The 14,471-nt window shown below is 38.8% G+C and carries 9 protein-coding genes; 8 read left to right on the top strand and 1 reads right to left on the bottom strand.

All coding sequences use genetic code 11. The features are described from left to right. The first annotated feature begins 9 nt into the window (after window positions 1–9). From AC6R0T_RS00285 to AC6R0T_RS00295, 3 genes are all read left to right on the top strand, one after another. Window positions 10–963: an ABC transporter ATP-binding protein gene (locus AC6R0T_RS00285; RefSeq protein WP_303753693.1), complete on the top strand. Its 954-nt coding sequence runs from the start codon at window positions 10–12 to the stop codon at window positions 961–963. Between the two features lie 611 nt (window positions 964–1,574). Further along, entirely contained in the window at window positions 1,575–2,660 is a 1,086-nt protein-coding gene (locus tag AC6R0T_RS00290) for an RNA-guided endonuclease InsQ/TnpB family protein (RefSeq protein WP_303753694.1), read from the top strand. Between the two features lie 469 nt (window positions 2,661–3,129). Beyond that, window positions 3,130–3,375, top strand: a complete 246-nt coding sequence (locus tag AC6R0T_RS00295; protein ID WP_206902981.1) for a GlsB/YeaQ/YmgE family stress response membrane protein — start codon at window positions 3,130–3,132, stop codon at window positions 3,373–3,375. A 304-nt stretch (window positions 3,376–3,679) separates the two neighbouring features. On the opposite strand, the gene AC6R0T_RS00300 is transcribed toward AC6R0T_RS00295, so the two are convergent. After that, on the bottom strand, window positions 3,680–5,299 hold the full coding sequence (locus AC6R0T_RS00300; protein WP_303753695.1) for a glycoside hydrolase family 13 protein: 1,620 nt from the start codon (window positions 5,297–5,299) through the stop codon (window positions 3,680–3,682). 278 nt (window positions 5,300–5,577) lie between these two features. Between AC6R0T_RS00300 and AC6R0T_RS00305 the strand changes: the two genes are divergently transcribed. The 5 genes from AC6R0T_RS00305 (at window position 5,578) to AC6R0T_RS00325 (ending at window position 14,196) form a co-directional block, all read left to right on the top strand. Further along, entirely contained in the window at window positions 5,578–6,828 is a 1,251-nt protein-coding gene (locus AC6R0T_RS00305) for a sugar ABC transporter substrate-binding protein (protein WP_206902983.1), read from the top strand. 151 nt (window positions 6,829–6,979) lie between these two features. Continuing rightward, a complete protein-coding gene (locus AC6R0T_RS00310) occupies window positions 6,980–7,873 on the top strand; it encodes a carbohydrate ABC transporter permease (protein WP_206902984.1) in 894 nt (297 codons plus the stop codon). Window positions 7,874–7,888: 15 nt separating this feature from the next. Further along, window positions 7,889–8,719, top strand: coding sequence for a carbohydrate ABC transporter permease (locus AC6R0T_RS00315; RefSeq protein WP_173101934.1), 831 nt, complete (start codon window positions 7,889–7,891; stop codon window positions 8,717–8,719). A 32-nt stretch (window positions 8,720–8,751) separates the two neighbouring features. After that, window positions 8,752–10,902 (top strand): beta-glucosidase BglX, encoded by a 2,151-nt coding sequence (bglX, locus tag AC6R0T_RS00320; RefSeq protein WP_303753696.1) that lies wholly within the window; start codon window positions 8,752–8,754, stop codon window positions 10,900–10,902. A 12-nt stretch (window positions 10,903–10,914) separates the two neighbouring features. Then, window positions 10,915–14,196 carry a GH36-type glycosyl hydrolase domain-containing protein gene (locus tag AC6R0T_RS00325; protein WP_303753697.1) on the top strand — a complete coding sequence of 1,094 codons (3,282 nt, stop codon included), beginning with the start codon at window positions 10,915–10,917 and terminating at the stop codon, window positions 14,194–14,196. Window positions 14,197–14,471: the final 275 nt, after the last annotated feature.

Raw genomic sequence — 14,471 nt, forward strand, 5'->3', positions numbered from 1 at the left:
GGTAGCCGCGTGAAAAAAGTTTTATTAAACGTAACTCACTTGAAACAATACTTCAATGTCGGACGTAAAGACGAAGTCAAAGCAGTGGATGATATTAGCTTTCACATTTACGAAGGCGAGACTTTTGGCTTAGTGGGAGAATCCGGTAGTGGCAAATCCACCACCGGGCGCACGATTATCCGCTTAAATACGCCAACTGATGGAGAAATTGATTTTGCTGGTCAAGATGTGATGAAAATTAAAGGCAAAGAAGGCTTAAAAACATTTCGTCGCGATGTGCAGATGATTTTTCAAGATCCGTATGCCTCTTTAAATCCTCGCATGAAAGTGCGGGACATTATCGCAGAAGGCATTGATATTAATGGTCTTGCAAAAAATGAAAAAGACCGCAATGCCCAAGTGGATGAACTGTTAGAAACGGTGGGGTTAAATCCTAGTCATGGAACGCGTTATCCCCATGAATTTTCCGGCGGACAACGGCAACGGATCGGTATTGCCCGCGCCCTAGCCGTAAAACCAAAATTTATTATTTGTGATGAACCAATTTCAGCTTTGGATGTTTCCATTCAAGCCCAGGTGGTAAATTTATTGCAAGACTTGCAAGAACAGCAAAATTTGACGTATTTATTTATCGCCCATGATTTGTCGATGGTAAAACATATCAGTGATCGCATTGGTGTTATGCACTTAGGCAAATTGCTGGAAGTGGGTACCAGTGATGCCATTTATAATCACGGTGTTCATCCATATACGGAAAGTTTGCTGTCGGCAATTCCATTACCAGATCCAGATCATGAACGTAACCGCAAGCGGATTAAATATCAGGCCCAACCTGATGATGGCAAACAGCGGGGAATGCATGAAATTGCAGAAGGACATTATATTTATTGTTCAGAAGATGAAATTACCATGTACCAAGCAAAATTACAGCAAAAAACGACGCAAAGCCAAGTGGCACTGTAATTGGATTCTTGCGGACTGAGAAAGTTCATAAAGCTTTTCTAGTTGTCTAGCTTCATGAACTAACTCTCGGCGACAATAAGTCAAAATCTTGAGAAATTTGAAGAACAATTTATCAAGATTTCGCCTTATTGCTAGCGAGTTGACCAAGTTCAATCAGCTTTTCTAGTTGTCTAGCTCTATGAATCAGCCCTTCGGCCATAAGCCAAAATTCGCGAAAATGAAAAAGCCATTTTAGCAAATTTTGATCTTATGGCTCAGGGCTAAACGATTCAATCAGCTTTTCTTGTTGTCTAGCTTCATGAACTAACTCTCGGCGACAATAAGTCAAAATCTTGAGAAATTTGAAGAACAATTTATCAAGATTTCGCCTTATTGCTAGCGAGTTGACCAAGTTCATTCAGCTTTTCTAGTTGTCTAGCTTTATGAACTAGTCCTCCAAGAAATAAGGCAAAATTTCCAAAAATTTTGGGAGCAATTTCCGAAAATTCCGCTCTTATTTTTTGCGGACTGAGAAAGTTCAATCAGCTTTTCTTTTAAAAAATTTGTTAGGTTAGGTAAGGTTAGGTGGGACAAGGGGAACGTCCCTACCAAAAGCCACCACAACTGAAGTAATGATCAGTGAGGGGAGGCAGGTACCAATTAAAATATTAAAAGCTTATAAATTTGCGCTTTATCCTGATGAAGCGCAAAAACAATTTTTTATTCAAACTTTTGGCTGTGTTCGTTTTACTTATAACACGTTATTGACACTGCGGCAGACAAACTATCAAGATAATAGCGAAACTTTTACAAATCCAGCTTCAGGGCGGTTAAAGACGCAAAAGTTAACGCCAGCTAAATTAAAAAAGGAATATTCTTTTTTAAAGGCGACGGATAGTTTAGCTTTGGCTAATGCGCAACGTAACTTGGAAAAAGCCTTTCAAAATTATTACCGCGGCCATGCCAGTTATCCGAAACTAAAGAGCAAAAAAAGTGCGTGGCAGTCTTATACTACAAATAATCAAGGTCATACTATTTATCTTGAAAAAGATGGCTTGAAGCTTCCAAAGTTAAAAAGTAAAGTTTTGTTGCATCAACATCGTAATGTGACGGGAAAAATTCGCTCGGCCACTATCTCTGCTAAAAATCGGCAGGAATTTTATGTTTCTTTATTATGTGAAGAAGATAGTACTGCTTTGCCAAAAACAGGTAGCAAAATTGAAATTACCTACAATGGGACAACACTAATTGAGCCAAGTGTGGCAGTGCGCGGCATACCGACGCTTTGCCAAGTGCAACTTTTAGCGCAGCTAAAAAAAGCGCAGCGGCGCCTTGCCATCCGGGCTAAGAGTGCACAGCGACGCAATGTAAAGTTGGAACAAGCTAAAAATTATCAAAAACAAAAATTGCGCCTCCAACAATTATATATCCGCAAAATGAAGCAAAAAGAAGACTTTACAGAACAACTGTCGATTGCTCTTGTGCGCCAATTTGATTGTATCGTGGTCACAATGCCAGCAGCAGGAGACGATGAAACAAAAAACAAGGGCAATAAAGCCCTTAAAACGCAGAAAAATAATCAAAGTACCCCAGTTTTGCAAAATATTGAAGAGAAATTTACTTTAAGTGACTGGAATCGTCTCCTTTTGAAATTGAAATATAAAGCCGATTGGTATGAAAAAGAGTTAGTCTTTTGTTCAAAGCAAAAAGCCAACTAAAATTAGAAAATTTTTTTAGTTTAAGAGAATTTGATTGAAAAAATATTTCCGACAGATAAAAAAAGAAACACTAACTGCAAAGCGTTTCTTTTTTAAGAACTGGAAGGGGCTCCAGGGATCGCCTTGGGTATATAAAAAGTGCATCAGCACTTTTGTTTCTAGGAATCCGCTCACTAATTATGATAAACCATTGTCAGCTTCTTTAAAAAGAGGCTGGGGGCATAGGCTAAGTTATGTAAATGACTTGGTCTATGTTTTTTTTGATTGAAAAAAAGTTCGAACACGTCATTTTGCACCCCACAAAACAAATTCACCTAAAATTTTCTAAAAATTAAAATATATTGCATAAAAAAGATAAAAATAAGTCGTTTTGTTTTTAATTTAGGCAAGAAGAGGGTATTCTATGGATACCCAAAAAAGCAATAAAATGAAAATTATTATAAATATTGGTAGAAAGAAGTGAGTGAAAATGGGTTTAATTTGGTCTTTAATCGTTGGTGGTGTCATTGGTGCGATCGCAGGTGCGATTACAAATAAAGGTGGTTCAATGGGAATTATTGCAAATGTCGTTGCCGGTCTAATTGGTTCTGCGATTGGGCAGTCTTTATTGGGTCATTGGGGTCCAACTCTAGCTGGAATGGCAATTGTCCCTTCTATTATTGGTGCAGTTATTTTAGTGGCAGTCGTATCGTTCTTTTTTGGTAGAAAAGCATAGACATAGTCAGCTTATTTTATTAGTAATAGGTCGTCATTTTGTGACAAGTTATAAATTTGCTGAAATGATTCGGATTGAAAAAAACAGGAATTCAATTTACAATCGTGGTCTATCTTTTGGTTAAATAACTAGAATGTTTGCAATCAGATAGAAGTATAATCCCAGAATGATATAAATGATATAACCGACAGTAAAAGTGTAGGTGCCATTTTAATGGGTGGCAAAACCTACTAAAAATCTGTCTGTAATTAAAAAAACTGCAAGCGCAGGTAAAGTCACGAGACTTTGCCTGCACTTGCAGTTTTTATGCTAGTTTTACGACAAATGTTTCGTAAGGCAGTAAGTTCAACTGATTTAAATGGTGATACGTATGGGGATAGTTTGTGATAATCGTTTCTGTGGCGGCATAAGGCAATGAGACTGCTTGTTTGCTGTCAGAAAAATTCGCACAAATAAGCCAAGTTTCCCCTTCGTAGCTGCGAGTATAGGCAAAAATATTTTCAGCGGTATCCAGTAAGTCATAATCTCCCCAGACAATTAGCGGATAATTTTTTCGCAACTGAATTAATTTTTGGTAGGTGTAAAAAATGGATTCAGGATCATCCAGCCGGGTTTGCGCATTGATAGTTGTGTAGTTGGGATTTAAATTGTACCACGGAGTTACGTTTTCTCCTGTAAAGCCAGCATTAGGCACATTAGACCACTGCATTGGCGTACGGGCGTTGTCACGTCCTTTAGTATTAATGGCTTGCCAAATTGTTGCCTCACTGCTGCCTTTAGCTTTTTCTTCTTCATAGTAATGAATACTTTCAATATCATCTAATTGGCTAATTTTATCGACGTATTGGTTGGTCATGCCCAATTCTTCGCCTTGATAAATAAAAGGAGTCCCCCGCATCAAATGGAGTAAAATGGCCAACATCTTACTGCTTTTCGTGGGGTAATCAGCTACATTGCCCCAACGAGATAAAATTCGTGGTTGGTCGTGATTACTCCAAAATAAACTATTCCAAGCTTCTTTTGGTAAGTCTGTTTGCCAGCGGGATAGCACCGTTTTTAACTCGGAGACATTTAAGGACTTCAAATTCCATTTTGAAGTTTTGGCAACTTCATCTAAGGCCATATGTTGAAATTGAAAGACCATCGACAGCTCTTTTCTCTTAGGATCTGTATACAAAGGAGCAGTTAATGGCGTGACACTGCCAGTCTCGCCGATGGTTACAACGTCGTGTCCTGCTAAAACTTCGCGATACATTTCTTGTAAATATGGATGTAAGGCGGGGCCGTCCCCAATAATTTTTTGATCGGGAATTTTACCAATTAATTCGATCACATCTAAGCGAAAACCACCGACGCCTTTTTGCAGCCAGAAATTCATAATTTGCCATACTTCTTTGCGGACAGCAGGATTTTCCCAATTCAAATCGGGTTGTTCTTTGGCAAATAGATGGAAATAATATTCGTTTGTTGCGGGCAAGTGTTCCCACGCACAGCCGCCAAAAAATGAATTTAAGTCATTTGGCAATCCATTTTTATCAGAACGAAAAATGTAATAATCCTTATAATGTGGATCGCCTGCTAAGGCTTTTTTAAACCAAGGATGTTCACTGGAGGTATGATTGACTACTAAGTCCATGATAATTTTTATGCCCGCTTTTTTTGCTGTGGCAATTAATTCTTCCATATCTGCCATCGTGCCAAATTCTGGCATAATAGCGCAATAATCACTCACATCATAGCCATTATCGACATTAGGAGATGCAAAAACTGGCGAGAGCCAAATGGCGTCGATCCCCAATTTTTCTAAGTAAGATAAACGCGCGGTAATTCCTTTAATATCGCCAATGCCGTCATTGTTGCTATCTTGGAAACTCCGGGGATAAATTTGATAAAAAACGCTTTGTTGCCACCATTTTGATGCCATAATAAAACTCCTTTCAAAAAAATAAACTTTTAGTGAAACGTTTTTCCTATTTAGTAAAATATTTGCAGCTAGATTTTACCATGAATTTGTTTTCAAATGGTTGTTTTATTAAAATATTGTCATTTAATTTTTGATAAATGCTTATTTAACGCTGATTTTACTTATTGTGAAAAGTTTTTTTATAAAAAATCGTAGAAAACGGTTGCAAATTAAATCGCGGCATTATATACTCTGTTCGTAGAAACGTTTCACCAAAAATGAAATACGGAGGAAGAAAGATGAAGATTTCGAAAAAGCTTTGTTTATTGGGTGTAACAGCAGCGATGACACTGGGTGTTTTAGCAGGTTGCGGGTCAGGTTCTGGCGGAGATTCTGCTAAAGATGACAAGGTCTTAAATATTTGGGGTATGGGAGAAGAAGTGAAACAATTATCCAAAATGACGGATAAATTCACAGATGAAACTGGGATCGAAGTTAAAATCCAGTCTATTCCTTGGTCAAATGCCCACGATAAATTATTAACAGCTGTTGCTTCTAAGAGTGGCCCAGACGTATTGCAAATGGGGACAACTTGGATGCCTGAATTCCAAAAAGCTGGTGCTTTAGCAGACATGAGCAAGTACATTGAAAAATACGACAATTTAAAAGCTGAAAACTTCTATCATGGTTCTGTTGAAACGACAAAATTTGACGACAAATATTACGGTATTCCGTGGGCAGCTGAAACACGCGTACTATTTTACCGTACTGATGTTTTAGAAAAAGTTGGCTATAAAGAAGCGCCAAAAACTTGGGAAGAATTAGAAGATGCTGCTAAAAAATTAGCTGCTCGCGGCGATGACAAATACGGTATCAACATCGACAGCAAAGAACAAACACTAGGCTTTATGTTTGCTCGTCAAAATGGTTCACCATTATTAGAAGATGGCAAACCTGTCTTCAATAAAAAACCTTTTGTTGACGCTGTTTCTTACTTGAATGACTTTATCCAAAAAGGTTACTCACCAAAAGAAGATTTAGGTTTGGATGTATCGCAAACTTTCTCTGGTGACGATGCAATGGTACCAATGTTTATCAGTGGTCCTTGGATGGCAAAAACTGTAAAAGACACAGTAAAAGATGTAGATGGCAAATGGGCGATTGCAACATTGCCGAAAAAAGAAAACAACATTTCTTCAATGGGTGGCTCAAACTTAACTATTTTTGAATACTCTAAGAAAAAAGATGATGCAGCGAAATTCATCGAATTTATGGCCCGTCCTGAAAACCAATTAGAGTGGATGAAATTAACTGACGCACTTCCAACTGCTTTAAAAGCTTGGGAAGATGATTCTTTGAAATCTGATCCTGTTTACAGCGTCTTTAACGAACAATTACAAAACTCTGAACCAATGCCTTTAATCCCTGAATTTGAAGAAATCGCACAAAACTACTTGAAACACTTTGAACAAATCTATCTTGGCGGCGCCAACGTTCAAAAAGAAATGGACGCTTTCAACCAAGAGTCAGAAACTACTTTAAACAAATAATCGTGGTATAAAAATTTAACAGCTAAGAAGTGTTAAATCGTCACCACAAATTTTTTAGGAGTGGTCCAAAAGTCCTGTTTGGACTTTTAACCACTCCTTGCTTTTGTCAATTCCTACAATTCACGAAATTATTTTGAAGGGGGCGCTTCCATTGCGAAAAGCCAAAACCACCAAAGCACCATATCTTTTCATTGCTCCAGCCTTGATTTTACTTTTGCTATTTTCAATTATTCCTATCTTTGTTGCATTTTTTATTAGTTTTACTGATATGAGTCTTGTTGGGCTCGCCGACTGGTCACAAATTAAATTTGTTGCGTTTAAAAACTATCAAGATATTGTTTTGGACCCTGTTTTTCTAAAGAGTATTAAAAATACGCTCTTTTATGTGGTATTTGGGGTGCCGGTTGTTATTGCCTTATCAATGGGTTTGGCGTTAATGATTAATTTTGGTAAAAATCGAATTTTTTCTGCTTTTCGAATGATTTTTTACACACCGGCGATTACAAACGTGGTTGCCGTGGCAGTAGTTTTTGCCTATTTATATAATCCAAGTTTCGGCTTTTTAAATTATTTGTTGTCACTTTTACACATCGATGCGGTGCCATGGTTAACCAATCCGGTCATGGCAAAAATTTCCTTAATTATTTTAGGGGTATGGCGCGCAGTCGGGGCCAATATGTTGATTTTCTTGGCTGCCATTCAAGGTATTCCAAAAGAATTATATGAAGCCGCTTCACTAGATGGTGCTTCAAAACGGCAGCAAACTTGGTATATTACCATTCCGTCTTTACGCTTTTCAACGTTCTTTGTTACCGTCACAACTTTAATCGGCTGGTTGCAATTCTTCGAAGAACCATTTGTTTTAACTAATGGTGGACCGCTAGATTCTACGACTTCTGTTGCGTTGTTTATCTACCGCAATGGTTTCCAATTAAGTAAATTTGGCTATGCTGCAGCGGGATCGTTCATTTTATTTGCTGCTATCATTATCGTGACATTGCTACAATTTAGAATGCAACGCAAAAATGCAGAAAATCAATTATAAGTGAGGTAATCAAAGATGACAAAAGAAATGCAAAGTAACCGTCGTGCCAAAATTGCAATCGGGATTGCCTTAGCCATTGGTGCGATTATTTGGATGATTCCTTTTGTATGGATGATCCTTTCTTCTTTTAAAACAGATGCGGAGATTATGCAATTTCCTCCGAAAATTTTACCGGAACATTTTTCTATGGATAACTTCAAAGAGTTATTCGGTGCCTTCAATTTTATCGTGTATTTGAAAAATACGTTGATCGTTGTCGCCTTCTCCTTTTTAGGCATGTTCTTTAACGCTATGGCAGGTTTTGGCTTTGCCAAATACAACTTTAAAGGCCGTGAACCTTTGTTTTACTTGGTCTTAGCAACAATGATGATTCCCGGTCAGGTAACGATGATTCCTGTTTACTTGATTATGAACTCTTTAAAATTAACCAATACTATGGCAGGGATTATTTTGCCCGGCTTAGTGGGGGCATATGGGATCTTTTTATTCCGCCAATTTGCTTCCGCTATTTCCAATGAACTTTTAGAAGCTGCTCGCTTGGATGGCGCAAGTGAATGGTATATCTTCACCCGCATCGTTTTGCCTATTTCCAAACCGGTGTTGGCCGTACAAGGGATTGCGACATTTATCGGTGGTTGGAATTCATTCTTATGGCCGTTGATTATGGCAAACGACGAAAAATATTACACCTTATCTGTTGGCTTGCAGTTGTTAAAAGGACAATATGCGAATAATTACTCCCTACAGATGGCAGGTTCAACCTTTATGGTCGTGCCAATTTTAATCATCTTCATGTTCTTACAAAAATATATCTTGGAAGGCTATAACGTTTCAGGAAATAAATAAAAAAAACGCACCAGCTAAAGGAGGATGCAGCAATGGAACAGGCAAAATTAACTGCATTGGTACAAGAAATGACATTGGCTGAAAAAGTCGATCAGCTTTTACAATTGGCTGCCGATTTTTATTCACAGGCCGCAGAAGAAAAAACTGGTCCCATGACAGAAATGGGCTTAAAAGATGAAAATATTCAAAATGCCGGTACTATTTTAGGTTTAGCCGGAGCCAGTGAAGCCAAGCGAATTCAAAAAGAGTATATGGAAAAAAATCGCTTGGGTATTCCTACACTATTAATGGCCGATATTATTCATGGCTTTCGCACAATTTTTCCGATTCCATTGGCTCTTGGCAGCAGTTGGGATCTAGCAGCCGCAGAAGAAATGGCGCAAATTTCTGCCAAAGAAGCAGCAGTTTCTGGCTTACACGTTACCTTTTCACCAATGGTCGATTTGGTAAGAGATCCACGTTGGGGCCGGGTGATGGAATCTACAGGAGAAGATCCATATTTAAATGCCCGCTTTGCTGAAAGCTTTGTTAAAGGTTATCAAGGGGATGACTTAAAAAATGACTTCACGCGCGTTGCCGCTTGTGTAAAACACTTTGCAGCTTATGGGGCAGCTTTAGCTGGTCGGGATTACAATACTGTCAATATGTCAGAAAGACAGTTGCGGGAAAGTTATTTACCAGGGTATAAAGCTGCCTTAGATGCCGGTGCTAAATTAGTTATGACCTCCTTTAATACCGTTGACGGCATTCCTGCCACGGGGAACAAGTGGTTATTCCGGGATGTTTTACGTCAAGAATACGATTTTGACGGCGTCGTGATTTCAGATTGGGGCGCAGTAAAAGAATTGATTCCTCATGGGGTTGCCGCTGATGAGAAACAAGCGGCGCAATTAGCCATTGAAGCGGGTGTCGATATTGAAATGATGACAACCTGTTATACCCATTATTTAGCAGAATTAATTGAAGAAGGCAGTGTAGATGAGGCGTTATTAGATGAAGCCGTTTTACGTATTTTAGAATTGAAAAACGATTTGGGATTATTTGAAAATCCCTATCGTGGTGCCAGTGTTGAAGATGAAAAGGTGATTTTATCACCAGAGCATCGCCAAGCAGCCCGTGAAATTGCGCAAAAATCAATCGTCTTATTAAAAAACGAAGCAGATATTTTACCTTTAAATTCAGAAGAAACCGTCGCAATTATTGGACCTGCGGCAGCCAGTCGCGATGTTTTAGGGGCATGGTCTTGGCAAGGAAAAATGGAAGAAGCCGTTTCACTTTTAGAAGGGGCGCAAGCGTATAGCTCACATTTATTAGTCGGCAAAGAAGAGTTTGATTACTTTACCCCAAGTCAAAAAGCTGTGGCAGAAGCCGTTTCATTGGCGCAAAAAGCCGATAAAGTTGTGTTGGCTTTAGGCGAAGCAGAATGGATGAGCGGCGAAGCGGCAAGTCGTAGCGATATTACTTTGCCAAAAGCGCAAATTGCCTTGTTTGAAGCTGTTAAAGCAGTCAATCCCAATATTATTGTGACCTTATACAATGGTCGTCCTTTGGATTTAAATGGCATCGATGAAGCCAAAGCCATTGTGGAAGCATGGTTTGCAGGTACAGAAGCTGGAAATGCCTTAGCCGATATTTTATGGGGGGCCTTTAATCCAACGGCGCGCTTGTCCATGTCATTTCCTGAAAGCGTTGGCCAAGTACCGATTTTTTACAATTGTGATAGCACGGGCCGCCCTTATGAGAGTGCACCGAATGAAAAATATGTTTCAAAATATTTGGATGTCTCCAATTATGCGAAATATCCTTTTGGCTTTGGCTTAAGTTATAGCCAATTTTCTTATCAAGACGTCGTGATTGACCAGACAGAATTAACGCCAGAAAACCAAATTCTGCTCACAGTGACAATCACAAATGAAAGTGAACAAACAGGCAAAGAAACAGTGCAGTTGTACATTCAAGATTTAGTGGGACAAGTTGTACGTCCGATAAAAGAATTAAAGGCCTTCCAGCAAGTTGTTTTAGCCGGTAAAGAAAGCCGCAAAGTTTCTTTTGCCATTACAGAAGAGATGTTGCGCTATGTCCATCAAGATCAAAGAACGATTAGTGATGCAGGTGCCTTTTTGGCAATGGTGGGACCAAACAGCCGTGATTTAACTGCGGTAACATTTAATTTAGTGAAGTAGGGAGCCAAAACAATGAAGCAAATCATTTTGAACGCCGGAGATGTCCAAGCGGCATTTTTACCCACAGGGGATTTATACGAGTTGTGCAGCAATGAAATTATGATTAATCAATTAGATGGTAACGCCTTAGATGGTAGCGTCAATCAAATTTATTTACGTATTTTTGATGAAAAAATCACAGCGATACCTTTAATTGGTTCAAATACTAACAGTACTTTTTCACAAAATGAAAATGGCGTAACGTGGCAAGGTAGCGTTGAAGAAATTAGGTACCAAGTGGACTTTACCTTAAGTAAAAAAAATATCTGGTTTTGGACGATCACGTTAAAAGGTGAAGGACAAGTTGTGGATGTCATCTTTGGGCAGGATTTAGGCAACGCCGCCAAAGGTGCTGTGCAATCAAACGAAGCATACATGTCCCAATATGTTGACCACAAAGTAACACAGCAAGAAAACGGCTATATTATCACTTCACGTCAAAACCAACCACAAGGTGGAGAATTTCCAGTAGTGGAACATGGTAGCTTAACGAAAAACCGCGGCTTTTTAACCGATGGCTATCAATTCTTTGGAACAAACTATAAAACTACAGCGACACCGCAAGCTTTAGCGATTGATCAATTTGAAAATGAAGTTTATCAATACGAGTTTGCTTATCCCGTATTACAATCTGAAAAAATGACTTTACAAGGTGAAGCAGAAGTAGTTTTTTACGGCGGCTTTAAAAATAATCATCCTAAAGAAATAACAGAAGCTCTTTTTACCAAAGAGCAAGTTGCTGCAGCCTACCAGAAACCAGTAGTTTTACAAAATGAACAAGGAAACACGCGTCAGAAAAAAATCGGTGCGCCTTTAACGGGGAAAAAATTAACTGCCGCTGAAATTGATGCCTTATTCCCAGAAAAAAACCAAGTCGAAGTAGTTGATGGCAGCGTATTGTCTTTCTTTACACCAAATTATCATCACGTGGTTTTACAAGAAAAAGAAGAACAGATGGAACGGGCAACCGGCCACATTTTACTAAGTGGGACGGACTTAACTGTCGATAAACCGCTTCTAGCAACGACAGCTTATATGTACGGAATTTTCAACTCCCAAGTGGTTTTAGGCAACACTTCCATGAATAAATTAATGAGTAACAGCCGTAACAGCTTAAATGTTTTAAAACATTCTGGCCAACGCCTGTATGTAAAAGAAGGCGAGAACTGGCGTGTTCTAACCATGCCTTCTGCTTTTGAAATGGGCTTAAATTCGGCAACTTGGTATTACCAATTAGACGATGATTTACTGACAATTACGACCTATACGATTGCAAATGGCCGCGAAATTCGTCTGAATTGCCACAGTGCCATTGGCAAAAATTATACCTTTGCTTTAACGAGTCATCTTTTGATGGGGGCACAAGAAACACCAACGTATCAAATGACACAAACGGGCAATCAAATGACGATTAAACCGGCAGCAAGCTCACCTGTAAACAGTGAATACCCTGATTTGATCTATTATATGACCATGGATACAGCATTTAGCGTGACAGATGAAAGTCTCTTTGGAGTAGAATCTTCTGACTTGCAAGTTGTAGTTTTAGAAGATGTTTCAGGTTTTGAAAGTATTATCCAAGGCACATTAACAGGGGCAGATTTTGTTGAAACTAAAACGGATTTGATTGCAGAAGATGCAGCCTATGTAGCTTTTGTTGACAGCTTATTACACAATTTCAAATTGGAGCATGAAACGGCAGACGTTAGCAGTATGAATTATTTGAGCCGCTGGTATGTTCACAATATGCTCGTTCACTACTTATCCCCACATGGTTTAGAACAATATGGCGGGGCTGCCTGGGGGACGCGGGATGTTTCCCAAGGTCCAACTGAATTTTTCTTTGCAATTAACCGACCAGAAGTTGTAAAAGATATTATTAAAAAGGTGTATGCCAACCAGTTTGACGATGACGGCAACTGGCCGCAATGGTTCATGTTTGATCGTTATGAAACGCAAAAAGCTGATGAAAGCCATGGGGATGTAATCGTTTGGCCAATGAAAATTATTGCAGATTATTTAGCTAAAACAGCGGATTACAGTATTTTGCAAGAAAAATTGCCTTATACAAAACGCAGTGATTTCCATAAAACGGCTGAAAGCTACACGTTATTTGACCACTTGAAAAAAGAAGTTCAATATATCGAAGATAATTTCTTAGCGGGAACGTATTTATCTTGCTATGGCGATGGCGATTGGGACGATACTTTGCAACCTTATGACAGCCGTTTGAAAAAACATATGGCCTCTAGTTGGACTGTCGCTTTAACATACCAAGTTATGAATAAGTTAAGTCACGTTTTAGCGACAGAAGATGCCGCCTACAGCCAACATTTAGAAAAACTTGTAGCTGGTATTAAAACAGACTTTACAAAATATATTTTAGGCACCGATGTTATTCCTGGCTTTGTTTATATGGAAGAAGATGGCACGCCTGAATTAATGATTCATCCAACTGACAAAAAGACCGGAATTCAATACCGTCTATTGCCAATGACTCGCAGTATGATTGCAGAATTACTAACACCTAAACAAGCACAAGCTCATTTGGCTGTGATCAAAGAAAACTTGCAATTTCCAGATGGCGTACGCTTGATGAATCGTCCTGCTCATTATGCCGGCGGTGTGAGCACTAACTTTAAACGGGCCGAACAAGCCGCTAACTTTGGGCGGGAAATTGGTTTGCAATACGTTCACGCCCACATTCGTTTTACCGAGGCAATGGCAAAATTAGGCAAAACAGAGGAAACTTGGCGGGCATTACAAACCATTAACCCAATTAATTTAAAAGAGCGGGTAAAAAATGCTAAATTACGCCAAGCCAATGTGTATTTCAGTAGTTCTGATGGCGATTTCAAAACAAGATATGAAGCACAGGAAAACTTTGGTAAACTAAGAGATGGAAGCGTTGACGTCAAAGGCGGCTGGCGGATTTATTCTAGCGGCCCGGGAATTTACTTAAATCAACTGTTAACGAATGTTTTAGGCCTAAGAGAAGACAGTAAAACAATCGTCTTAGATCCCGTTTTACCGGCAGAACTTGACGGACTTAAAGTAAATTATGCTCTAGCTGATGCACCAGTAGCGATCACTTTTTATACTGCAGCAGATAAAAAGCGCAAAGTCGTAATCAATGGTAAAGTGGTGGAAACAAAAATAGAAGCGAACCCATATCGTACCGGTGGCTTTGTCATAGACAAAAAAGACTTCAAAGAATATTTGAAAGACGGCAATCAAATTGCTGTTTATTGCTAGCCTTGAAGGTATAAGTATTTGAAAAAACGTAGCAGAAAGAAATTCAATTGTGAAACGACAATTGAATTCTTTCTGCGAGTTTTAGAAAAAGCAGTTTTTAAGGCTAAACGTGACGCATGTTTGGACTTGTTTTTTAGAAAAGAATAGATCTGCTTAAAATGAAATAGGATGTCAGTTTCTCACAGCGGTTTTCGCTGATGTGAAATGATATACGAAGAGAAAATAAGACTCATTTTTTTCAAAAAAATGAATACATTAAAATGAAATAGGATGTC

It is taken from the genome of Enterococcus sp. S86.2 (genome assembly GCF_059834485.2).